Here is a 23,614-nt window from a genome sequence, read left to right on the forward strand (position 1 = left end):
ATCGATAGGGTCCGGGTGGGACGGCCCCCTGATCGGGGGCCTGACCGGGCCACCGGGATCCCAGTACCCAAGGGAAGGAGACGGCGGACGAGCCCCCGGGCTCGGCCGCCACTCGTGTATGAAACCCGCTGACATCGCCCGCCTGCACAGCATCGGCGCCCCCTCGCTGTCCCCCGACGGCAGCCGCGCGGTCTTCGCCGTAACCCGGCCCGACCTGGAGGAGGACGCCTACCTCGGCTCCCTGTGGAGCGTGCCCACCGACGGTTCCGAGCCGCCCCGCAAGCTCACCCGGGGCACGCGCGACAGCTCCCCGCTCTTCTCACCCGACGGCCGTTGGATCGCCTTCCTCCGCCCCGACGAGGACAGGCACGCGCAGATCCACGTGCTGCCCGCCGACGGCGGTGAGCCGTGGAAGGTCACCGACCACCCCCTCGGGGCGGGCCCGTTCAGTTGGAGCCCCGACTCCACCCGCCTGGCCTACAACGCGCGGGTGCCGGAGGAGAAGCGCTATGTGGACGGCACCCCGGACAACGAGCCGCCGCGCCGGATCACCGCCCTGAAGTACCGGGCCGACGGCCTCGGGTTCACCAACGACCGGCGCCAGCACGTCTTCGTCAGCGCTCCGATCGACCCCTCGGGCGAGGCGGGCGAGCCGGCCCGGATCACCGAGGGGGACGCCGACCACGGCCAGCCGGTCTGGACCCCGGACGGCGGCGGCCTGGTGTTCGACGCAGCCCTGCACCCGAGCCGCGACACCGACCTGTACACGGACGTGTGGACCTGCGCACCCGAGCCCGGCGCGGAGCTGCGCAGGATCACCCGGGGCGACCTGCACGCGGGGGCCCCGAGCCTGTCCGGGGACGGTGCAACCGTGTACTTCCTCGGCGATGAGCTGGGCCCCGAGGGCGATGACTTCGTGGGCCGGGTGTCCGGTCTGTGGTCGGTCCCCTTCGACGGCTCCGGTGCTCCCCGGCGGCTGACCGGCACCGAGGACCCGCGGACCGTGCTCTCGCCCGGCACGCGCGCACGGATGACGGACCACGGTGTCCTGGTGGCCGGTGAGAACCGCGGGGCGGTCGAGCTGTACCGGATCACCCCGGGCGGTGTGCGCACCACCCTGCTGGGCGGGCGCGTCGAGGTGCAGGGCTTCGACCACGCGGGTGGAGTCACCGTCGCGGTGGCCGCCGGCGAGCGCGACAGCGGAGAGCTGTACGTGGTCGCGGGGGAGGGTGAGGGCGTCCGGGCCCTGACCTCCTTCACCGACCATGCGCTGGACCCGCTGCCGGTGGTCGAGCTGACCGCCCGCACCGGGGACGGCAACGAGGTCCACGGCTGGGTGGCGGTGCCCGAGGGCGAGGGACCCCATCCGGTGGTGCTGATGATCCACGGCGGCCCGTTCGCCCAGTACGGCTGGCAGCTCTTCGACGAGACCCAGGTCTACGCGGCGGCCGGGTACGCGGTGGTCTACTGCAACCCGCGCGGTTCGGCGGGTTACGGCCAGGAGTACGCCCGGGCGATCATCGGCTCGGTGGGCGCCGTCACCTCGGTCGACGTCCTGGCCTTCCTGGACGAGGCGCTTGAGGACGACCGGCTGGACGCCTCCAGGGTGGGTGTCATGGGCGGTTCGCACGGCGGTTTCATGACCACGTGGATCGCCGCCCGCCACGGCGAGCGCTTCCGCGCCGCGATCAGTGAGCGGGCGGTCAACGCGATCGACAGCTTCCACGGGTCCTCCGACATCGGCTCCCTCTTCCCGGAGCCGCTGTACGGACCGCCGCAGAGCTGGCACGAGGAGAGCCCGCTCACCTACGCGGACCAGATCGGGGGACCGTTCCTGATCATCCACTCCGAACAGGACTGGCGCTGCCCCGTCGAACAGGCCCAGCGCCTGTTCGTCTCGCTCAGGCGGCGCGGGGTCGAGACCGAGATGCTGCTGTTCCCGGGGGAGGGGCACGAGCTGTCGCGTTCGGGCCTGCCCAGCCACCGGGTGGCCCGGTTCGAGGCGATCCTGGACTGGTGGGCTCGTTACCTGTGACCTGCGTGGGGGCGGGTGCCGCGGGCACCCGCCCCCTTCCCCGTTTGGATGTGAGACGCGTCACGGTCAAATCGGTGCTTGGTCTGGTTTTGGTGTGCTCTGTGCGGGAAAGAGGCGCCCTCAGTCGCGCTCCTGGCGGACTTCCCGGGCGGGACGGTGTCTTCGCGGGTCAAGCGGGTTGCCCAGCGGGAGGTAACGAAAGGGTCGCGTCCGGTTCCAGGGATGAATTAGTGTTCCCCCAGGTCGGATCGTCCTAGTTCGTCACCACCAGGGTGGCAGCGTCCGGCCCGCCGTTGCACCCTGCTCAACAGCTGTCCTTTTCCCATGAGCAGGGGCCGTCACGACACCCGGCGATCTCTCACGGCACCTCCCGCCGCCGCCGGATCCCCCTCGCCACGCATCCCCGCGCCGTCCCTCGGTGTGCCTTCGGGATGTTCAAGTGCCGGTAAACGGGTATGGGAGAAAGGCAGTCGGTGCTTTGACCCGCAATCCCGAACCCACCCGTCGTCTGACCACGGTCGGCTTCGTCGCCCTCGGTGCCGTGGTGCTCTCCTCCGGGGTGGCGCTGGCCGACCCCTCGGAGTCGGAGGCCCGTGAGCGCTACGAGGAGCTCCAGGAGGAGCTCTCCGAGTTGAACGCCGCCTACAACGAGGCGCAGGAGGACCACTCCTCGGCCCAGGCCGAGCTGGAGGACCTCCAGGCGCAGTTGGAGCAGGCCCAGGAGGAGCTGGAAGCCGCTTCCGGCCAGGTCTCCGTGATCGTGCAGGGCGCCTACACCGGTGCCACCCACAGCTCCATGGGAGTCCTCTTCGGCGGTGAGGCCGACACCGCCCTGCAGAACATCGCCGACCTCGACTACCTCTCCGCGGGGCAGCAGACGGTGCTCGCCGACTACGTGAGCGGCGTCGAGCACGCCGAGGAGCTGTACAACGCGGCGGAGGCGACCGAGGAGGCCGCGGCCGAGTCCCTGGAATCCGCCGAGACCGCCATGTCCGAGGGTGAGACCGCCCTGGACGAGCAGGCCGAGGTGCTGGAGAGCCTGGGCGGAGTCGATCCGATCGCCGCCGAGGCCGCCGACGGCGGCGGAGGCAGCGGCTCCTCGGGGGGCACCGCCGCCGTGTCCGGTGACGTCCAGGCGGTCCTGGACTTCGCCCGGGCCCAGATCGGCAAGCCCTACGTGTGGGGCGGCACCGGTCCCGACGGCTACGACTGCTCCGGCCTCACCCAGGCCGCCTGGGCCCAGGCGGGCGTGAACCTGCCGCGCACCACCTATGACCAGGTCAACGCCGGGACCCCGGTCTCGCGAGACCAGCTCCAGCCCGGTGACCTGATGTTCTTCTACAGCGCCTCGGCCCCGAGCCACGTGGGTATCTACTCCGGCAACGGCATGATGATCCACGGCTCCAACCCGTCCAAGCCGCTGGAGGAGGTCTCGCTGGCCGCCTACTGGGACAGCGTCTTCACCGGTGCCGTCCGTCCGGCCTGACCGGATCCCCGGCCCGACCCCGGTGCGTGGGGTGCGGGCCGGGGCCGCCCCGCGGGCGGGGTCCCGGTCGGGAGTACGGTCGCGTATTCTTCCGCGCATGGGACGTCTACTGCTCAGGGTCGCCGCGGGTGTCGCGGCCGTGATCGCCCTGTTCTGGCTGCTGTCGGTGATCGTCGGCCTGCTGGTCTGGCTCGTCATGATCGCTCTGGTCGTCGGGGTCGTCCTCCTCGGTGTCAGGATGCTGAGGGCGGACGCCCGCTCGGGGAACTGAACCGGGGTGAATGAGCCGGGAGGCTGCTTCGGAGGGCTCTGCCCCGGGCGCCTGGCGCGGTCCGGCTCCGTCCTGTCCGGGAGGTCGAGGGGCGGACATGCCGCACGGAAAGACCAAACCGGAGGGGACATTCGGTGCGCCGAGTCTCACTCCGGGTCCCCAAACATCGCTATAGTGACTCTGTGTCACTGAATAAGTACGTAGGGTCCCATGTTGACGGGGTGTCGCACCGCGGCCGGGTGGAGCGGGTCTCGGCCCGAGTCTTCCGCAACGACTGGAGTGCGCTGACACCCCCCGCCGTCGGCCGCTGGACACCGGAACTCAGTGTCAGCGTCATCATCCCCGCCAGGGGCGGCCAAGACGGCCTCGACCTCGCCCTGGCAGCCCTGTGCGCCCAGACCTACCCGGCGCACCTGTTCGAGGTCGTGGTCGTCGACGACCACTCAGCACCGCCGCTGACCCTGCCCGACCTGCGCCCCGAGAGCTGCCGTGTGGTGGCCGCGCCCGACGGCGGCTGGGGAGCCGGATACGCCCGTGCCTACGGGGCGCACGCCAGCACCGGCGACATCCTGATGTGGATGGACGCCGACATGGTCGCCTGCCCCGAGTTCGTCGAGGCCCAGGCCCGCTGGCACCACACCCACGCCGAGTGCGTCACCCTCGGCCGGGTCCGCTTCACCGACACCGAACCCCGCGGCCCCGAGGGCGTCCTCGCGGCGGCCCGGGCGGGCGAGCTGCACCGTGAACTGGACACCGGGGGACGCCACGACTGGATCGAGCACCTCCTCGACCAGAGCGACCACCTGCGCGACGCCGACCACCTCGGCTTCCACGCCTACCTGGGCGCCGCAGCCGCCGTGCGGCGCAGCCTCTACGAGGCGGCCGGAGGCGTGGACCCCGACCTCGACCTGGGGCAGGACACCGAGTTCGGCTACCGGCTGTGGCAGGCCGGGGCGGTCATGGTCCCCGAGCGCGACGCCACCGCCTGGCACGTGGGCCCGGCCTCCACGGCCCGCACCCGTCTGCCCTCGGAACGCTTCCGCACCGAGGTCCTGGCCGAACTCATGCCGCACCCGCACGCCTACCGGGAGCGGGTGCCCGCGCAGCGCCGACGCACCCCGCTGGTGCACGCCGTGGTGGACGTGGCCGGAGCCCCCTACGACCTGGTCCGCGGCTGCGTGGACCGGCTCCTCAACGGCACCGAGACCGACCTGGTCGTGACCCTGGTCGCCGACTGGGAGGGCGCCCGGGCGGTCCCGGGGGGACGCGAGGGACCCCACCTGGACCTGCGCCTGGTCCAGGCCAACTACCTGCGCGAACCGCGCATCTCCTTCGCCTCCGCCGCGCCGAGGACCGGGTTCCCCTCACCCTTTCTCCTCCAGGTGCCCGTCGCCTGGGGGCTCGGTGAGCTGGCCCTGTCCCGTCTTCTCGCCAGCGCCGAACGCGCCCGTGCCGGACTCACCGAGCTCTTCCTCGCCGCCGCGCCCACCCGCGACGCCGGAGTGCGGCTGTGGCGCACCCGTGCCCTGGCCCGCGCCATGCGGGTGTGCGGCGAGGAGGAGGACCTGGCCGACGTGGTCGCCGAACTGCACGGCCGTTACCGGATCCACGGGGGTGAGGGCACTCTCGCCGACCTGACCCTGCACCGCTCGGTCCCGCCCGCGCCCCGGTCCGGCGGCGGGGCCCGGCCGGTTTCGGGCCTCCCGACGGCCGACCGGGCCGGGACCGGCGGAGTCAACAGGGCGGGGAACGACAGGGCGGTCGGTGGAGCCGGCAGGGCAGGGAAGGGTGGAAGGGGCCCCCGGGCCGGCAGGGGAAGGGTCCGGGGCGGGGCGCGGAACGAGGACTCGGGCCAGCCGCGCAGACGGGGGCTGGGAGCCGGGTTGCGCTCCCTGTGGCACCGTGCCTGCCGCGCCGCCGGGCGGGAGATGCCCGACGAGTGGGACGAGGAGACCGGGCCCGGGGGCCCGACCGCTGCCGGATAGGTGGGGGACACCCGCCCGAACGGTCGGACCCGCTGGGGCCGGATCAGGAGCCGATCGCCTCGATGGAGGCCAGGAGGTCGGCGCGCAGGGAGTCGTTGACCGGGGTCGAGTCGGTCTCCGCGGAGACCTCCTGCTGCCCTTCGGGGCTCACCACGTACCTCAGGAACGCCTTGACCCGCTCGGCCTCCTTCGGGTCCGGGTAGTTCAGGCACACCGTCTCGTAGCTGACCAGGACCATCGGGTAACTGCCCGGCTCGGTGGTGCCGTAGTCCAGGTCCAGCGCGAGGTCGTACTCGCTGGTGTTCTCCTCGCGTCGGGGGGAGTCGGCCACGACCTGGGCGGCCGCCTCGGGGGCGATCTCGACGAACTCCCCGCCCACGCCGATGCTCGCCGCGGACAGGCCGTGCAGGTGGGACATCTCCACGTACCCGATGGCGCCCTCCGCCCGGGAGACGGTGTCGGCGATACCGCTGTTGCCCTGGGCGGACTCGCGGGGGGTGATCGGCCACTGCCCGCCGGGCTCGTGCGGCCAGGCGTCAGCCGCGGCCGCCGAGAGGTAGTTGGTGAAGTTCTCCGTGGTGCCCGAGTCGTCAGCCCGGTTGACCGGAGTGATCGGCAGGTCGGGCAGGTCGGCCTCCGGGTTGTCCTGCGCGATCTCCGGGTCGTTCCAGCGCGTGATGTCCTGGTTGAAGATCCGTGCCAAAGTGTCCGGGCGGAGGTTCAGCGAGTCGATCCCCTCCAGGTTGAACACCACCGCGATCGCCACCACGTAGGCGGGCAGGTTGATGGTGTCGGAGCCACCGCAACGCTCCATGGCGTCGGTGTTCTCCGCGGGGTCCATCGCCGCGTCCGTCCCGGCGAAGGTCACCGCGCCGTCGATGAACTGGTTGCGGCCGCCGCCCGAACCGATCGAGTCGTAGTAGATGCGCGCGTCCTCGCAGGCCGACTGGTAACCCGCGATCCACGTCGTCATCGCGTTCTCCTGGGCGCTGGAACCGGCGCCGTCCAGGCTGCCGGAGAAGCACTCCAGATCGTCGGGGACAGCCGGGGGCGCGCTCTGGACGGCGTCGTCGCTGCCGCAGGCCGTCGTCGCCAGCAGTAGTCCGGCCAGCGCGGCCGAGGCCGCGCCCCGGTAGGCGCCCGAACGGTGCCGGGGGTGGCGCTGGGAGCGGGACTGGGTGCGGGTGCGCTTGTTGGACGGGAGCACGCTGCTTCTATCCCCTTCGTCGGTGTCGGTGGTCCTGATTGTCTTCACCGCTCGCTACCGGTTCCCGGCGCGTTGTCGCTGGTAATGGAACACCGCCGAAGAATTTAACCATTGCCGGACCACCTTTCCCAACGCGGGTGTGTGCGGAACAGGACGTATCCGTGGCGCTTCGGGGGACTCCAGATGGACAAAAGGTGAACTAAGGGTTTTTCACCGGTGAAGGTTCGCGCTCGCGGTCCCGGGGCCAACCGGGGCGGAGGGGGAACGGGAGCCTGGACGGGGTAGGGAACGGCCCGGGAACGGGAGCGGGTCCGCACGCGCATGACACGCCGATCCGACGGGCAGGGATCCCCAGTGATGAGTGCGCACAGCGACCCCCGGGACGGGTCCACGAACGGTTCCATGAACAGGTCCGCGACGCCTACGTCGACCTACCGGCTCCAGCTCGGGCCCGGGTTCGGCCTGGCCGAGGCGGCCGATCTGCTCGAGCACCTGTACCGGCTCGGCGTCGGCGCCGTGTACCTGTCACCCATCCTCACCGCGACCCCCGGATCCGACCACGGCTACGACGTGGTGGATCCCACACGGGTCTCCGAGGCCCTGGGCGGTGAACGGGCCCACGCCGAACTCGCCGCGCGGGCGCACGCGCTCGGCATGGGGGTGGTCATCGACATCGTGCCCAACCACATGTCCGTGGCCCGCCCCGACGCCAACCCGTGGTGGTGGGACGTCCTCACGCACGGCCGGGACTCGGTCTACGCGCGCTGCTTCGACGTGGACTTCGACTCCGGGCCGATCCTGGTCCCCGTCCTGGGCGATGACGGGGACGACGGCCGGGCGGCCCTGGCCGAACTCACCCTCGCCGACGGACACCTCGTCTACTTCGACAAACGCTTCCCCCTGGCACCGGACACGTACACCCCCGGCGACAGCGCCGCCGACGTACACGAACGCCAGCACTACCGGCTGGTCTCCTGGCGGCGCGGCGACAGCGAACTCAACTACCGCCGCTTCTTCGACGTCGACCACCTCGCCGCCGTCCGGGTCGAGGAGCCGGGCGTCTTCGACGCCACCCACGCCGAGATCCTCCGCTGGGCGGCGCAGGACGGGGCCGACGGACTCCGGGTGGACCACGTCGACGGTCTCAGTGACCCCGGCGGCTACCTGCGCCGTCTCGCCGAGCGCTTCGACGGATGGATCGTGGTGGAGAAGATCCTCGCCCCCGGCGAGTCCCTGCCCGACTCCTGGCCGGTCGCCGGAACCACCGGTTACGACGCCCTGCGGGAGATCTGCGGGGTGTTCGTCGACCCCGAAGCCGAACCCGTCCTGACCGCTCTGGCCCGCGAACGGGGCGTCCCCACCGACACCGGTGCCATCGACCACCAGGCCCGCTCCCACGCCGCGGCGGAACTGCTGCGCGCCGAGGTGCGCCGGATCGCCGCGCTGCTGGCCGAAGGGGAGGGCGGAGCGGACGGGGACAGGCGCGGGGGAAAGGAACGCGGGGAGGAGGAGAACAGCCGGGACGCCGAGAACAGGAGGGAGGCCGTCGCCGAGCTCCTCACCTCCTTCGACGTCTACCGTTCCTACCTGCCCGAAGCCGAATCAGCCTGGGCCCGTGCCGTACGCACCGCCGCCGAACGCCGCCCCGACCTCGAACCCGTCCTGAAAACCGTCGACCGCGCCGTCCGGGAGGACCCCCGCGGTGAACTCGCCCGCCGTGTCCAGCAGACCAGCGGCATGGTCGTGGCCATGGGCACCGAGAACACCGCCTTCTACCGGGGCACCCGCTTCGTCGCCCTGAACGAGGTCGGCGGCGACCCGGCCCGGTTCGGCGTGGACCCGGCCTCCTTCCATGAGGCCAACCTCCGACGCGAGGCCGCCGAACCGCGCACCATGACCGCGCTGTCCACCCACGACACCAAACGCTCCGAGGACGTGCGCGCCCGCCTGGCCGCCCTCTCGGAGATCCCGGAGGACTTCGCCGACGCGGTGCGCCGCTGGAGCGCGCGGGCGCCCCTGCCCGAACCCTCGCTCGACCTCCTCGGCTGGCAGACCCTCCTGGGAGCCTGGCCCCTGTCCGAGGAGCGCCTGGTCGAGTACCTGCTCAAGGCGGCACGGGAAGCCCGCCTGGGTACGTCCTGGACCGCGCAGGACCCCGACTTCGAGGACCGTATCCGGGACTGGCCCGCCCGGCTGCGCGCGGACACCGACCTGTACGCCGAGATCAGGGCCATGGCCGAGTCCCTCCGACAACCGGGATGGAGCAACTCCCTGGGGCAGAAGGCCGTCCAGCTCCTGGGCCCGGGCGTGCCCGACGTCTACCAGGGCACCGAACTGTGGGACCTGTCCCTGGTCGATCCGGACAACCGCAGGCCCGTCGACCACCGGGCCCGGGCCGCACTCCTGGCCCGGATCGAACAGGGGTGGCGCCCGCCCGTCGACGAGAGCGGCGCGGCCAAACTCCACCTGCTCCGCACCTGTCTGAACACCCGCCGGGAACTGGGCCCCGCCGGATACCTGCCGCTGACCGCGCAGGGGTCCTCCGCCGCACACGCCCTGGCCTTCGCCCGCACCACCCGGGGCTCCCGCCAACCGGCCCTGGCGGTGGTGGCGACCAGGCTGCCGCTGACCCTGGCCGACGCGGGCGGCTGGGGCGACACGGTTCTCCCCCTGCCCTCGGGCCCGGGGGAGTGGACCGACCGCCTCACCGGCCGGACCATCGCCCCGACCCGGATGGACGGCCTGACCACGGCCCACCTGGCCGAGGTGCTCGACACCTATCCGGTGGCGGTGCTGGTGAGGGAGTGATGGTGGGGTTGTGTTGGCGTTGGTGCAGGGGTGATGGTGTGGGAGTGGTGTTGCGAGGGTCGGGAGAGGTCGGACCGGCTGGGGACGGCTGACCCGGGGCGGCTGGGGGACGGGTTCGACCGGTCCGGGAGGGCCGGGCGGGCCGGGCGGGCCGGGCCGGTAGGCTGACCGCGATCATGACGAACACCCACACCGGCCCCGAGCTGCGCATGCCCGCCTCCGTCGCGGCCTCCCTGACCTGCCCCGTCTGCGGACGACACCTGGAACGGGGATCCCGTGGCCTGGCCTGCGCGGACGGGCACAGTTTCAACATCGCCCGGGAGGGCTACGCGGGTCTGCTCACCGGAGCCACCCCGCCCGGGACCGGCGACAGCAAGGAGATGATCGCCGCCCGCCTCCGCTTCCAGGGCCGCGGGCACTACGACCCCGTCGGCCTGGCCCTGGCCGAAGAGCTGACGACGGCCCGGATCGGTGCTGGGAGCGTCATCGTCGACGTCGGCGGCGGCACCGGTCACTACCTCACCCAGGTCCTGGACGAACTCCCCGGCACGGTCGGCCTGACCACCGACGTCTCCAAGTTCGCCGCACGGAAGGCGGCCAGGGCACACCCCCGCAGCGGGGCGGTCACCGCTGACTCCTGGCGCACTCTGCCGCTCGCCGACGGCACCGCCGACGCCGTACTCAACGTCTTCGCCCCCCGCAACGCCCCCGAGTTCCACCGCGTACTCAAACCCGGTGGCGTGCTCGTGGTGGTCACCCCCGAAACCGACCACCTCACCGAGCCCCGGACCGCCCTGGGCCTGCTGGACGTCGACCCCCGCAAGGGCGAACGCCTTGCCGAAAGCCTCGGGGAGCACTTCTCACCGGAGGCCGGCAGGGAGGTGCGCTTCACCATGGAGCTGTCCCACGAGGACGTTCTGACCGTTGTGGGCATGGGCCCCAGCGCCCGGCACACCACCCCGGAGGACCTCGCCCGGCGTGTGTCGGAGCTCCCGGAGCCCTTCACCAGCACGGCCTCCGTCAGGGTCGGCCGCTACCGTCCGGCGTAGGTCTTTCCCGGGAACGGGACGGGGGTACTGGAAACGGGATGGGGTAGCAGGCTTCTCCCAGGGTGTGTTCCTCCCCGGTCCCGGGTGGGGTGGGCGCGGGATGGGTTGGGAGTGGGGGATCGGTGCCGGGAGCAGCGCCCGTGCCTTTCCGACCGACCCCCCTTTTCACGGTGATCTTGCTACCAGGGGCAACTTCAGCGCCGAAGTTGCCCCTGGTAGCAAGATCACCGCGGTCGGGGCGAGGAGCGCTGCTGGTCGAAGGCGCACGTTCCGTGACCCCTTGGGGTCGGGGCTGTGCGGGTTCAAGCAGCAGGTGGGGGCGTTTTGGTTGCGTGGCGTCGGGGTCGCCGGGGTAGGCAACCCTGCGTGAACGAACTGGCCACGGAGCCCACCCCGCCCGTCACCCCCGGTCTCGGCGTCCACGGGGACTTCTCCGTCTGGGCGCCCGGAGCCCAGCGTGTGCGTGTGCGGGTCGACGGTACCGCTCACTCCATGAGAAGTGACGCCCGAGGGTGGTGGTACGCCCAGGTGGAGGGGGCCGGCCCGGGGTCGGACTACGCCTATCTTCTGGACGAGGACCCGCAGCCCCTCCCGGACCCGCGCTCCCTCTGGCAACCGGACGGGGTGCACGCCCCCAGCCGGGTCTACGACCACGGCAGCCATGTGTGGGCTGACGACGACTGGACCGGGCGTCCGCTCGCCGGAGCCGTGATCTACGAACTCCACGTGGGCACCTTCACCCCGCAGGGCACGCTCACCGCTGCTGCCGACCGGCTCGGCCACCTGGTCGACCTCGGGGTCACGCACGTCGAACTCATGCCGCTCAACGCCTTCGACGGTACGCACGGCTGGGGTTACGACGGGGTCCTGTGGTCGGCCGTGCACCAGCCCTACGGGGGCCCGGACGCACTGAAGGGGTTCGTCGAAGCCTGCCACCGCAGGGGGCTGGCTGTTCTGCTGGACGTGGTGTACAACCACCTCGGCCCGTCCGGCGCCTACCTTCCCCGCTTCGGGCCCTACTTCTCCGGGGAGAACGACTGGGGCCCCTCGCTCAACCTGGACGGCCCCGGGTCCGACTCCGTGCGGCAGCTGGTCATCGACGGAGCCCTGGACTGGCTGCGCCACTACCGTCTGGACGGGCTGCGACTGGACGCGGTGCACGCCCTGCGCGACGACCGGGCCGTTCCGATCCTCGCCGAGCTCTCCGCGGAGGTCGACGCCCTGGCCGCAGGGCTCGGCCGTCCACTCTCCCTCGTCGCCGAGTCCGACCGCAACGATCCGCGCACGGTACTCCCTCTGGAAGCGGACGGACTGGGCATGACCGCCCAGTGGTCGGACGACCTCCACCACGCGCTGCACGTCGCCCTCACCGGAGAGCGGCACGGCTACTACGCCGACTTCGACGGGCCCCGGGTCCTCGCCGAGACGCTCCGCCGTGTCTTCTGGCACGACGGGACCCCCTCTGCTTTCCGGGGCAGGAGGCACGGCGCCAGGGTCGACACCTCCCGGGTGCCCGCCAGCCGTTTCCTCGGCTACCTCAGCAACCACGACCAGGTCGGCAACCGCGCCCGCGGCGACCGGATGGGCGAGCACCTCTCACCAGGACTGCTCACCTGCGGTGCGGCCATCGTCCTTTGTTCGCCCTACACCCCGATGATCTTCATGGGGGAGGAGTGGGGGGCCACCACACCCTGGCCGTTCTTCGCCTCGTTCACCGATCCCGGTTTGGTCGAGGGTGTGCGCAGGGGCCGGCGCCGGGAGTTCGCCGCGCTGGGCTGGGCTCCGGAGGACATCCCCGACCCCATGGACCCGGCCACCAGGGACGGTGCGGTCCTGGACTGGTCCGAACCCGAACACGAACCCCGGCGGTTGGTCCTGGACACCTATCGTGCCCTGATCGCCCTGCGCAGGTCCGAACCCGAACTCTGCGATCCGAGGTTGGACCGGTTCGCGGTCACGGCCAGTGAGGACGGCCGCAGGCTCGTGTTGCACCGCGGATCCCTGCGCCTGGTCTGCAACCTCGGTGCGGCCCCGGCCCGGGTGGAGTTGGACGCCGTCCCCCGGGAGCTGCTGCTCGCCAACGGTCACCCCGGGGTCCACGGGGTCACCGTTGACGTGCCGGGCGAGTTCTTCGCGGTCCTGAGGGTGTGATCCGGGTTACTGCACCGGTCCCCGGAAGTCCGCCTCGTCCTCGCCGTTGACCACGGAGACCAGCACGCTGTCCGGCGAATCCGGGAACTCGCAGACCATGTCCGTGCTGTGGGTCCCGGTCTCCAGTTCGCCGAGCGGCGCCTCGGTGGTCGCGGAGACCGAGTGCTTGCCGTGGGAGCACCGCACCTCCAGGTTGCCGGTACCGAAGACCCGGCCCAGCTGCGGTACCTCCACGGTCAGGGTGAACTCCACCCGTCCGGGGGCGCCGAGGAGGACGTCGTCCACGGTGTAGACGACGTCCTCCTCGCCCTCGAACTCCCACTCGTAGGCGCCCACCGGGTGGGGGAAGGCGGCGCTCTCGCCGAAGGAGTACCCAGCCGAGGCCGGGGCCCGGGTGCCCTCCGGCGGGTTCTCCCGGGTCTCTTCGTCCGCTGTCCCGGGAGGGCTCTGCTGCGCGGTCCCCGCGTCTGTGGAGGTCTCGTCGGCGGCAGGCGGGGCCACGGACACCTCCTGGTCCGGAGAACCGCACCCGGCGGCGAGGAGGAGCGGCAGAGACAGGGCGCAGGGGAGGATTCGTCGCATAACCACACGCTAGGCGAAGAGCGTCCGGTCAAGCGTCCCGGGAAGGGGCCTCAACCGGCCAGAGTCCTCCGGCCGCTCGCCCCGAGAAATCCGGTCGCGTGCGCGCACCCGGCCGCGCGATACTCGGCCCCATGCCTGACTTCGCCGACTTCGACACCCGCCACTACCGCACCGTCGACGTGACCACCGGTTATGACGGGTGGTCCAGCACCTACGAGGACTCGGTGCTCGACGCCATGGACATCGCCCTCCTCGACGGGCTCACCGCCCCGGTCTGGTCCCAGGTCCGCAGCGCCGCGGACCTGGGCTGCGGTACCGGACGCACCGGAGCCTGGCTCCGGGGCCGGGGCGTGGAACACGTGGACGGCGTCGACCTCAGCGCCGGGATGCTCGCCCTGGCCCGGAGGCGGGGCGCCCACGACACCCTCACCCAGGGCGACGTCCGGGCGACCGATCTGCCGGACAGCGCCTACGACCTGGTCATCGCCTCGCTCATCGACGAACACCTGCCCGACCTCGCACCGTTCTACGCCGAAGCCCGGCGGCTGACCAGGCCGGGCGGGCGCTGTGTGCTGGTCGCCTATCACCCGCAGTTCATCATGGCCTCCGGTATGCCCACCCACTTCACCGACGATTCGGGTGAGGAGGTCGCCATCACCACCCACGTGCACCTGCTCGGCGACCACGTACGCGCCGCCCTGGCCAGCGGGTGGCGCCTGGAGGAGCTGAACGAGGCGGTCGTGGACGACGGCTGGGTGGCGGCCAAACCCAGGTGGGAACGCTTCCGCGGTTACCCGATCTCGGCCGCGTTCGTGTGGGGTGCGCCCGTGACGGGTTAGGGCGAGGCCAGCATCCCGGCCCACAGTTGCCGGTGGCGTTCGACGTAGGCGGCGGCCGCCCCCCAGTGCTCGGCGTGCCCCTCGGCGTGCAGTCGCGCCCAGGGCTGCGTTCCGGTGCGGGCCCCCTCCTCCAGGACGTCGAACATGCCGCGTACCCGGCGCAGTACGGCGCCGGGCAGCTCGTGGCGCTGGGCGCCACCGCAGCCGTAGCCGTCGGCCAGGGCTCGCAGCCGCCGACCGTCGGCCTCGGGGTCGCCGCCCTCGTGCAGGGGGACGAACCCGTGCGCGGCGTAACCGAGGTCGCCCATCCGGCTTCCCGGCCCGGCACCGTCCCAGTCGATGAAGCACCAGGACTCGGTCCGGCCGTCATCGTGGGGGCTGCGCACCAGGTTCCACGGGGCGAGGTCGTTGTGGCAGATCACCTCGGGCTCCTCCGGCGGGAAGACGCTCTGCCACCGTGCGTCCTCGCGGGGCCGGTGGTCGGCGGTGAGGTCGTGCAGCCGACGGATCATCGAACCCAGTTCGCGGAGCTGGTCGGCGGTCATCGGCGGCATCCGGTCGGCCATGGTGCCGGGGACGTAGGCCAGCCGCTGGTAGCCCTCGGGCTGTTCGCCGTAGGTCTCCGGTGCGCCCGGGAACCCGCTCAGGTGGCGCAGCAGCGAGGTCACCGCGGGGGAGGAGCGAAGCCAGGGTTTGCGCACGGTCCCGCCGATGCGCAGGACACCGTCGGAGACGTTCCCGCCTTCGAGAACCTCGACGTCGTTCTCGGAGTGTGTCACGGGGCCATCCTCGCCGGGCGGGCCCGTGACGTCCACCAGGTTTCCCCTCAGTGCCGGAGTCCTCGTTCGGCGGCCTCCAGGGTCGCGTCGCTGATCCGCAGCAGGGGGACCAGCAGGGCGAGCACGAGCAGCCCCATGCCGAGGAAGACCGCCCGCAGCCCGAGGAACTCGGCGACCAGGCCGCCCGCCGCCGCGCCCAACGGCATGGTGCCCCAGGCCAGCAGTCGGTAGACGCTGTTGACCCGGCCCAGCATCGCGTCGGGGGTCACGCGTTGGCGCAGGGACACGGTGATCACGTTCCACACGGTGATGCCCAGTCCTCCGAGGAAGAAGCCCAGACCCACCAGCCAGGCGTCGACGGTCATCCCGGGGACCCCCACCAGCAGGGCGAACAGGGGGACGCACAGCCACAGCGACCGGGCCCGGCCCACCGCGCGCTCGCACCACTCGGCCGCGAACGAACCCAGCAGGCTGCCCACCGCGGTGGCGGTCAACAGGACGCCGAAGGCGGGTTCGGAGAGCCCCATGGGGGAGCCCGGGCCCACCGCGTACAGCACGAGGACCGCGAACGCGGCGCTGGTGGCGAAGTTGGAGGTGCCGACCATGGCGGCGAAGGAGCGCAGGAGCCCGTGCGACCACAGGAACCGCAGTCCTTCGGCGATGTCCGCGCGCATGCCGGCGGACGGCCCGGTGCGCTCGACCCTGAACCGTCCGCGCACCAGGAGGAGCACGCCCGCGGCCGCGACCCACAGGGCCGCGGGGGTGAGCAGGGCCAGGGCCGCGCTCAACGCCACCAGCGCGCCGCCCAGGGGCGGGCCGACGAACTGGTTGGTGGTCAGCTCCACCGCGTACAGCCGCCCGTTGGCCCGGGAGAGCCGGTCCCGGTGGACCATCTGGGGCAGGATCGACTGTGCGGAGGTGTCGTACACGGTCTCGGTGGTACCGATCAGGAACGCCGCCGCGTAGAGCAGCCAGATCGAACCGAGGTCGAGTACCAGGGCCGACGCCAGGGCGAGGACCAGGCCGCCGCGTACCAGGTTGGCGCCGAGCATCGCCCGTCGGCGGTCGGTCCGGTCGGCCAGGGCCCCGGCGGGCAGGGCGCACAGGAGCCACGGCAGGCCCAGGGCCGCGGTGACCCCCGCGATGAGCAGGGGGGAGTCGGTGAAGCGCAGGGCCGTCAGGGGCAGGACGACCTTCAGGACGCCGTCGGCCAGGTTGGACAGCCCGGAGGAGGTCCACAGCCGTCGGAAGGAGCCGCCCAGGGGGCCGGGAGCGGTGGTCGGGAGGGTGTCGGTGGGGAGGGTTTCGGGCGGGTGCCCGTCGTCGTCGACCATGAATTGAGATTGACAGATCGATTGAGGTAATTCAATCAATTTGTTGTTGCCAATCGATCGGCTACGCTGACCCCCATGGCAGAACCGTCCGCCGAGCATCCCGAACCACCGGACCCCCGCCGCAGGCGGCGACCGGCCACCGCACGCGAGGCCAAGGCCCTGGGCCACCCGTTGCGCCTGCGCATCCTGCGCCTGTGCCTGACGAGTGAGCTCACCAACCGGCAGCTCGCCGACCGGCTCGACACCAACCCGGGCACGGTCCTGCACCACGTGCGCACCCTGGTCGACGCTGGTCTGCTCGTCGCAGCCCCGGTGCGTACGGGCGCTGCCGGGGCGTTGGAGAAGCCCTACCGGGCCACCGGGGAGAGCTGGTGGCTGGACGGTCCCCTTGACGGCCTGCCGGACGAGCAGAGGACCTCACCGGTTACCGCCTTCACCCAGGAGCTCGACGAGGCGGGCCCGGCCGCTGTGCGCAGCTTCTCCCGCTTCGCCCTCCACCTGTCCGACGAGGACCTCGCCGAGCTCGACCGGCGCATCCTCGCCGTCCTCGACGGGTACGTGGCCACCGAGGACCAGCGACTGGACCGGCCCGTCTACGGCGGGGCGTTCGTCCTGCACCGTCCCTCGGGCGAGGAGCCCGGGCGGGACCCGGAGAGCTAGAAGAACTGCCGCGTCCCCCTCGGCGGCCGGCAGCCGTGGCGTGGTGGGCCGGGGCCCCGGCTGGCAGTCCTGACCGCTCTCGCACGGGGCGATGGTCGCCGCGCGACCCGGGCGGGGTCCGAGGCACACTGGCCGCGGGACGGGCGGTGCACTCCCGTGCCGCCGCCGATACCCCGATCGGGGACAGGAACACCGGAGCCCCGGAACACCTCAGGGGCGGCTGACCTCCCGCCCGGTCACCCTCCCGGGAGTGATCTTCAGGACCTGGTCACGCGGGCCCTCGGCCCAGGGCCGGGGCATGCGGCCCTGGGGGATGCGCTCCAGCTCACCGGTGTCACGGACCCAGCGGCAACTCCCGGAGGCCAACACGCTCCAGCCCTCGCGGCGCTCCTCGTCGAAGTGGTCGACCTGGAAGGCCGCGTACCCCCGCCCGTACCGCATGATCGTCCCGGCCAGCGTGGAACGGAACACGACGGTGTCGTTGAGCAGGACGTAGTTGACGGGGAGCACGGTCGGTGCGGCGTCCCCGTCGATGGTGAAGGCCACCCGGCCGATACTGCGTGTGGCCATCAGGTTGAAGCAGGTCTGGCGCTCCAGGACGGTGAAGCGCGACCGGTCGTCGTCGGCCAGGTCGGCCCCGGCCAGCAGCCGGTCGTCCTCCGTGAGGTGTTCGGTGCCCTCGAACTCGTCGGAGGCCTCCCGCGGTTCCGGAGGCGACCCCGGCGCCGCTACCCAACTCCGTCCCTGCTCCGACGCACCGGCACCGCTCGTCCCAACCATCACAAGCCCCCCGAAGATTGGTGCCCATTGTTGCTGGCCCCGCCATCATCGCCGGTCACGGCCCTGAAGACAGGGCCCGCGAGTCCTCCGGGCGACGGCGAAGGTCCTCGTTTGCGCACTACCCGCCGGGACACTCGCCTCAAACAGAAAGGGACGTTCGCCTCCTCTGGGAGCAACCGCCGCTGCCTAGGGTGGAGGTGCACCGTGAAGGCGCACAGCGGTGACCCTGCGGCCCGTACCCCGGACCGCAGCCGAACCGCGGCCCGTCCGAAGGTGTCCCACAATGGGGACGGGGAGACGGGTTGACCCACAACCCAGGGCGGCCGGGCCGCCTCAGGTCACCACATCCAGCGCTGAGGAGGTGCGCACCTGATGGGCGGCGACACGACGATCAGGGTGTTCCTGGTGGACGACCACGAGATCGTCCGACGAGGGGTCGGATCACTCCTCGACGACGAGGACGGCATCGAGGTGGTCGGGGAGGCCGGGACCGCCGCACAGGCCCTGGCCAGGGTGACCGCACTCGAACCCGACGTGGTCGTGCTCGATGTGCGCCTCCCCGACGGGGACGGCGTCACGGTCTGCCGGGACATCCGCTCGATGCTTCCCGACACCCGCATGCTCATGCTCACGTCCTACTCCGACGACGAGGCGCTCTACGGCGCGGTCATGGCGGGGGCCTCCGGCTACATCCTCAAACAGATCCACGGCACCGACCTGGTCGGCGCCGTCCGCACGGTCGCCCAGGGCCGCTCCCTCCTCGATCCCGAGTCCACCACGCGCATGCTCAGACGGCTGCGCGAGGAGGCCGGACGCAAGGACCCGTTGAGCGAGCTCACCGAACAGGAACGACGCGTCCTGGAACTCATCGGCGAGGGCCTGACCAACCGCGAGATCGGAGCCAGGATGTACCTCGCCGAGAAAACCGTGAAGAACTACGTGTCCCGTGTCCTGGCCAAACTCGGTATGGCCCGCCGCACCCAGGCGGCCGCCTACGCCGTGCGCCTGTCCATGGACCAGACCTCCTGAGCCCCCGCCCCGGCGCCAGAGCGCCCCGGGCACCACACGCGGCCCTCCTCCCGTGCGCGAGGGAAGGTCCGGGGGCTACACCGGATCGGCCCCGGCGGAGTAGCGTGCCGGCACCGACCACTCGACCGCGGTGCCCCGCCCCGGGCCGGTCGCCACCGCCATGGTCCCGCCCAGCTCCTCGGCGCGGGAGGCGGTGTTGCGCAGCCCGCTGCGGGCCACACCCTCCGGGACGCCGCGACCGTTGTCGGACACCCGCAGGACCACGGAGCCGTCGCCGACCGAGACCTCCACGTCCACCGAGGTGGCCCCGGAGTGGCGGGCGGCGTTGGACAGCAGTTCGCGCAGCACGGCGACGAGGTGTTCGCCCGCCCGCTCGTCCACCGAGTTGTCGACGGGGCCCTGGGTGAGCAGGCGCGGCGCGAACCCCAGGGTCTGGGCGGCGGTGTTGACCACCTCCGACACCTGGGAGCGCAGCCACGAGGAGTCGTCCTCGGCGGAGCTCTGCAGGGCGAAGATCGTGGACCGGATCTGTCTGATGGTGTCGTCCAGGTCGTCGACGGCGCCCTGCACGCGTTTGGCCGAGGTGGAGTCGTCGATCCGCCGCACGGTGCCCATCAGGGTGATGGCCGTGGCGTACAGGCGCTGGATGACCGTGTCGTGCAGGTCCCTGGCGATCCGGTCGCGGTCCTCCAGGACGCTCAGCCGTTCGGAGTCCAGCCTGGCCTCGGCCAGTTCCAGGGCGACCGCGGCCTGGTCGGCGAACGAGGACAGCATGCTCAGCCAGACGTTCTGGAAGGGCTCCCGCCCCCGGTCCCGGCCGAGCACCAGCACACCGCGGGCCCCGTCGGGCGGGCCGAAGGGAAGCACCAGCACCGGGCCCACCCCCATACGGGTCAGGAAACCCACCCCGAGGTGCTCGAACGCGGCCACGTCGGTCCGCACCGGGGTTCCGCTCAGGTAGACCCGCCCGAGCAGGGTGTCGGCCGCCCGGGTCAGGGTGGCGCCCCGCGCCCCCGCGGCCAGGGACTCGCACTGGTCCTCGGGGCCGTCCCACACCCGCACGGTGAGCGTCTCGGGCTCCTCACCGGGCATGGCGATCACGGCGATGTCGGCCTGCGCCATCACCCGGGCCCGCCGCGCGACCAGTCGCAGGACCTCCTCGGGTGCGGCGCCCGACAGCAGTCGCGTGGTGATCTGCCCGGAGGCGTCCAGCCAGGTCTCCCGGCTCTGGGTCTGGGCGAAGAGCTGTGCGTTCTCGATGGCGGTGCCCGCAGCCGTGGCCAGTGCCCGCAGCAGGAGCTCGTCGTCGCCGGTGAACTCCGCGCCGTCGGTCTTGTCGGTCATGTACAGGTTGCCGAAGACCTGGTCGCGGATACGGATGGGCACCCCGAGGAAGGTGTGCATCGGCGGGTGGCCCTCGGGGAAACCGCGCGACTCGGGGTGGTCGCGCACGTCCTTCAGGCGCAGGGGCTCGGGCTCCTTGATGAGCAGCCCGAGAATGCCCTCGCCCTTGGGCCAGTGGTCGATGCAGGCGATCTCGTGCGGTTCCAGGCCCACGGGGACGAACCGGCTCATGTTCCCGTCGGGGCCGATCACCCCCAGCGCCCCGTACCGCGCCTTCACCAGGCGGGTGGCGGTCTCGGTGATCCGCAGCAGCAGGGGTTCCAGTTCGAGTCCCTCGCCGATGGAGACGACGGCCTCCAGAAGCGTACGGATGCGCTCCTGGGTCTGGGAGATCTCGCTCATCCGCGACCGGACCTCGTCGAGGAGGTCGTCCAGGCGCACCTGGGGCAGTGACAGCCTGTCCTGGCCGGGGTGATTGTTCGGGGCGCCGTCTGTCTCACGCATGGGGGACTCTTTCCGGCTGTCGTCTCAGGGCTGCAACCGAGTCTAGGGCCGGTTCTCCCGGCCTCCCAGCCGCCTCCGGGGACCGTCCGTGCCTCATATCACCTGGCCTGAACAGGCACTTCTTCCAGCTGCCGTTTCACCGTCGGCAAGAGCCGAAGGGCCCGCCTGCCCGGGTCCTTCGACCCCCGGAGCCGTCCGCTGGTCGGGTCGTGCCGACTCCCGCGCCCCGGCACGCCTACAGCTCTCCCGTGGTGAACTGCACCGGTTCCGGGCCGAGTCCCTCGGGGCCGACCCGGTACAGCGCGTAGCCGGTGGTGACGCCGTTCGGAAGCCAGCCGTCGGTGTCCGGCAGCAGGTCGGCATAACCGTCACCGTTGAGGTCGTCAGCAGCCGGGACGGTGCCGGGGGCGTCGGCGCTGGTGGTCCCGGACTCGTCGAGGTCGGCGGCCGGGGCACCGCAGGCGGGGGCGAGGAGCAGGGCAGCTGCGGTCAGTGGAGTCCGTGGGCGGATGGGAGCTCCCAGGTCGGTTCGGAGCGGGCGCTCCGTACCCTGCTTCCGCGCGGCGGGGCCCGCGGGTCCGCGAGGGTGCCCGGTCCCCTCTCACGGCGACGGTGTCACGTTCGCGGGCGTCCGTTCCGTCAGGTGGATCGAACGCCCAAAGGAGAGGTGAGAACCCATGACACACGAGATCCTGGTGCTCGGGGCGGGCTACGCGGGCCTGGCCGCGGCCGGACGGGCCGCCCGCAACATCCGCCGAGACCGGCTCGACGCCCGCATCACCCTGGTCAACGCAACCCCCAGCTTCGTCGAACGCGTCCGGCTCCATCAGGTCGCCGTCGGTCAGGACGTCGGTGTGCATCCCCTGGCCGCCTCCCTCGACGGCACCGCGATCGAGCTGGTCGTCGGCGCGGTCGAGGACCTCGACACCGAACGGCGCACGGTTCGGGTGCGTACCGGGCACGGGGAGCGCGACCTGGGCTACGACACGCTCGTCTACGCCCTCGGCAGCGACGCCGCGCGGGACGGGGTGCCGGGTGTCGCCGAACACGCCCACGACACGGCCTCGCTGGAGGCCGCCCGCGCCCTGGAACGGCGGGTACGCGAGGAGGGGCCCCGAACCGTCGCCGTGGTCGGCGGCGGGTTCACCGGCCTCGAGGTGGCCACCGAACTCGCCGAGAGCCGCCCCGGGCTGCGCGTCGAACTGGTCACCGGTGGCCGGGTCGCCGACGGGGCCGGTCCGCGCGGCCGCGCCCACATCCGCCGGGCCCTGCGCAGGCTGGGGGTCGGTGTCCGCGAACACGCCCGTGTGGCCGAGGTGGACGCTGACGGCCTCCTGTTGGCCGACGGCTCCCGGGTCGGGGCGCGGCTCGTGGTCTGGAACGCGGGGTTCGGGGTCGCGGGTCTGGCCGCCGCGGCCGGACTCACGGTGGACGGGCGCGGTCGCGCCGTGGTCGACGGTTTCCAACGCTCGGTCTCCCACCCCGACGTGTACGTGGTGGGAGACGCCGCGCACGCACCCGGAGTGGGCGGCCGACCCCAGCGGATGTCCTGCGCCATGGGCCTGCCCATGGGGTGGACCGCCGCGGACGCGGTCACCGCGCACGTGGCCGGGCACGTCCCCGAACTCCCGCCGTACGGTTACCTGTTCCAGTGCGTGAGCCTGGGCCGCCGCGACGGACTCGTCCAGTTCGTGCGCGGCGACGACTCCCCCGTCCGCTTCGTCCTCACCGGGCGGTTGGCCGCCCGGTACAAGGAGTTCGTCGTCGCCTCCGCCTACAGCGGGTTGAACGGCGGGCAGGGGCAGCCCGACCAGTACCTGGCGCTGGCCCGCTGGACCGCCCGGAGCTTCGCCAGGCGTCACGGGGTCCGGCGCACGGCCGTCGTCACGGGTTGGCGGGGTCGCCGGGAGCGGGCATCGTCAGTTCCAGACCCTCGTTGACACTGACGAAGATGCGCGAGTGGGTGTACTCGCCGCTGGTGTGCTCCAGCAGCACCGGGGCCCCCTCCTCGTCCAGCCACAGGGTGAACGGGGAGTCGGGGTACTCCGCCAGCTCGAGGGCGTAGGCGTCGCCCGAGGCGACGAACTCCGGGACGGTGGAGGTGAAGGTGCCCCTGTAGCTGTGGGCCGGAAGGGTCTCCTGGGCCGAGTCGTGACTACCGTCCTCGTTCCTCGCCGGGTAGTCCAGGTCGACCTCGACCTCGCCCTCGCCGCCGTGGACCAGGTCCGTGGAGGTCGCCAGGATCTGGGACAGGCCCGCGGCGCCCACCGCGGAGTCGGCCATGAACTCGTCGGCGGGGGTGGGCTCGGCGGCCTCCGCGAGGAGGCCGTCGCCGATCGCCCACAGGGTGTGCTCGGAGTTGGCGTAGTACACGGCGTTCAACATTCCCTCTCCGCCCAACTGGGAGTACACGACCTCCTCGGGGGTGCTGGTGTACCGCTGCCTCCCCCCGCGGGCCTTGAAGGGGTCGCCGCTCTCGTGCTCCAGCCTGACGAAGGTCTCGTAGTCGTCGGCGGTCTCGACGTGCTCCACCGCCGTGCGGATGCTGCTCTCGGCGTCGGCCGGGTCGTGCGGGGCCTCCTGCGTCTGCCCGGTCTCCTCCGTGTGCTCCTCCGCGCCGCCCTCCGCCGCGGAGCCGCCGAGGCTCTCGGGCAGGTAGGAGCAGCCGACCAGGGTCAGTGACACGGCGGCGGCGCCCAACACCAGGGGCAGCTTCCCAGCAGTCGGGAAGCATGCGTGATCGGCGGGGCGGGAACGGGACATGGAGACTC

General features: G+C 72.0%; 18 protein-coding genes. 11 read left to right on the forward strand and 7 right to left on the reverse strand.

Features of this window, described 5'->3' with window-relative positions; all coding sequences use genetic code 11:
• The first annotated feature begins 118 nt into the window (after positions 1–118).
• From IE195_RS08820 to IE195_RS08835, 4 genes are all read left to right on the forward strand, one after another.
• Positions 119–2,035, forward strand: coding sequence for a S9 family peptidase (locus IE195_RS08820; RefSeq protein WP_191269448.1), 1,917 nt, complete (start codon positions 119–121; stop codon positions 2,033–2,035).
• A 478-nt stretch (positions 2,036–2,513) separates the two neighbouring features.
• Entirely contained in the window at positions 2,514–3,521 is a 1,008-nt protein-coding gene (locus IE195_RS08825) for a C40 family peptidase (RefSeq protein WP_191269450.1), read from the forward strand.
• A 97-nt stretch (positions 3,522–3,618) separates the two neighbouring features.
• Complete coding sequence (locus IE195_RS08830; protein WP_191269452.1) at positions 3,619–3,792, forward strand: hypothetical protein; 174 nt, start codon at positions 3,619–3,621, stop codon at positions 3,790–3,792.
• Positions 3,793–4,013: 221 nt separating this feature from the next.
• Complete coding sequence (locus tag IE195_RS08835) at positions 4,014–5,777, forward strand: glycosyltransferase family 2 protein (RefSeq protein ID WP_191270470.1); 1,764 nt, start codon at positions 4,014–4,016, stop codon at positions 5,775–5,777.
• Between the two features lie 43 nt (positions 5,778–5,820).
• Here the strand turns inward: IE195_RS08835 and pstS are convergent, their stop codons facing one another.
• Positions 5,821–6,984 carry a phosphate ABC transporter substrate-binding protein PstS gene (gene pstS / locus IE195_RS08840; protein ID WP_191270472.1) on the reverse strand — a complete coding sequence of 388 codons (1,164 nt, stop codon included), beginning with the start codon at positions 6,982–6,984 and terminating at the stop codon, positions 5,821–5,823.
• 357 nt (positions 6,985–7,341) lie between these two features.
• Here pstS and treY point away from each other — a divergent pair, with 357 nt between their 5' ends.
• From treY to treZ, 3 genes are all read left to right on the forward strand, one after another.
• Positions 7,342–9,792: a malto-oligosyltrehalose synthase gene (gene treY, locus IE195_RS08845; protein WP_373295645.1), complete on the forward strand. Its 2,451-nt coding sequence runs from the start codon at positions 7,342–7,344 to the stop codon at positions 9,790–9,792.
• A 176-nt stretch (positions 9,793–9,968) separates the two neighbouring features.
• The gene (locus tag IE195_RS08850; RefSeq protein WP_191269456.1) at positions 9,969–10,841 is read left to right on the forward strand and encodes a putative RNA methyltransferase; all 873 of its coding nucleotides are present in this window, start codon (positions 9,969–9,971) and stop codon (positions 10,839–10,841) included.
• A 366-nt stretch (positions 10,842–11,207) separates the two neighbouring features.
• The gene (gene treZ / locus IE195_RS08855; protein ID WP_191269458.1) at positions 11,208–12,992 is read left to right on the forward strand and encodes a malto-oligosyltrehalose trehalohydrolase; all 1,785 of its coding nucleotides are present in this window, start codon (positions 11,208–11,210) and stop codon (positions 12,990–12,992) included.
• Between the two features lie 6 nt (positions 12,993–12,998).
• Here the strand turns inward: treZ and IE195_RS08860 are convergent, their stop codons facing one another.
• Positions 12,999–13,574, reverse strand: coding sequence for a hypothetical protein (locus IE195_RS08860; RefSeq protein ID WP_191269461.1), 576 nt, complete (start codon positions 13,572–13,574; stop codon positions 12,999–13,001).
• A gap of 131 nt (positions 13,575–13,705) precedes the next feature.
• Here IE195_RS08860 and IE195_RS08865 point away from each other — a divergent pair, with 131 nt between their 5' ends.
• Complete coding sequence (locus IE195_RS08865) at positions 13,706–14,413, forward strand: class I SAM-dependent DNA methyltransferase (protein WP_191269463.1); 708 nt, start codon at positions 13,706–13,708, stop codon at positions 14,411–14,413.
• On the opposite strand, the gene IE195_RS08870 is transcribed toward IE195_RS08865, so the two are convergent.
• Together IE195_RS08870 and IE195_RS08875 are read right to left on the reverse strand one after the other, a co-directional pair.
• On the reverse strand, positions 14,410–15,192 hold the full coding sequence (locus IE195_RS08870) for a phosphotransferase (protein WP_191269465.1): 783 nt from the start codon (positions 15,190–15,192) through the stop codon (positions 14,410–14,412). The genes IE195_RS08865 and IE195_RS08870 overlap by 4 nt on opposite strands.
• Positions 15,193–15,239: 47 nt before the next feature.
• Entirely contained in the window at positions 15,240–16,526 is a 1,287-nt protein-coding gene (locus IE195_RS08875) for an MFS transporter (RefSeq protein ID WP_191269467.1), read from the reverse strand.
• 75 nt (positions 16,527–16,601) lie between these two features.
• Between IE195_RS08875 and IE195_RS08880 the strand changes: the two genes are divergently transcribed.
• On the forward strand, positions 16,602–17,186 hold the full coding sequence (locus tag IE195_RS08880; RefSeq protein WP_191269485.1) for a winged helix-turn-helix domain-containing protein: 585 nt from the start codon (positions 16,602–16,604) through the stop codon (positions 17,184–17,186).
• A 210-nt stretch (positions 17,187–17,396) separates the two neighbouring features.
• Here the strand turns inward: IE195_RS08880 and IE195_RS08885 are convergent, their stop codons facing one another.
• Positions 17,397–17,966 carry a pyridoxamine 5'-phosphate oxidase family protein gene (locus IE195_RS08885; protein WP_191269487.1) on the reverse strand — a complete coding sequence of 190 codons (570 nt, stop codon included), beginning with the start codon at positions 17,964–17,966 and terminating at the stop codon, positions 17,397–17,399.
• A 372-nt stretch (positions 17,967–18,338) separates the two neighbouring features.
• Between IE195_RS08885 and IE195_RS08890 the strand changes: the two genes are divergently transcribed.
• Complete coding sequence (locus IE195_RS08890; protein ID WP_191269489.1) at positions 18,339–18,995, forward strand: response regulator; 657 nt, start codon at positions 18,339–18,341, stop codon at positions 18,993–18,995.
• A 75-nt stretch (positions 18,996–19,070) separates the two neighbouring features.
• Here the strand turns inward: IE195_RS08890 and IE195_RS08895 are convergent, their stop codons facing one another.
• The gene (locus tag IE195_RS08895) at positions 19,071–20,843 is read right to left on the reverse strand and encodes a sensor histidine kinase (RefSeq protein ID WP_191269491.1); all 1,773 of its coding nucleotides are present in this window, start codon (positions 20,841–20,843) and stop codon (positions 19,071–19,073) included.
• Between the two features lie 677 nt (positions 20,844–21,520).
• Between IE195_RS08895 and IE195_RS08900 the strand changes: the two genes are divergently transcribed.
• A complete protein-coding gene (locus tag IE195_RS08900) occupies positions 21,521–22,783 on the forward strand; it encodes an NAD(P)/FAD-dependent oxidoreductase (protein ID WP_191269493.1) in 1,263 nt (420 codons plus the stop codon).
• On the opposite strand, the gene IE195_RS08905 is transcribed toward IE195_RS08900, so the two are convergent.
• On the reverse strand, positions 22,728–23,606 hold the full coding sequence (locus IE195_RS08905; RefSeq protein WP_191269496.1) for a hypothetical protein: 879 nt from the start codon (positions 23,604–23,606) through the stop codon (positions 22,728–22,730). The two genes, IE195_RS08900 and IE195_RS08905, sit on opposite strands and share 56 nt — an antisense overlap.
• Positions 23,607–23,614: the final 8 nt, after the last annotated feature.

It is taken from the genome of Nocardiopsis terrae (genome assembly GCF_014651695.1).
In the GTDB taxonomy this organism is placed as follows: Bacteria; Actinomycetota; Actinomycetes; order Streptosporangiales; family Streptosporangiaceae; genus Nocardiopsis; species Nocardiopsis terrae.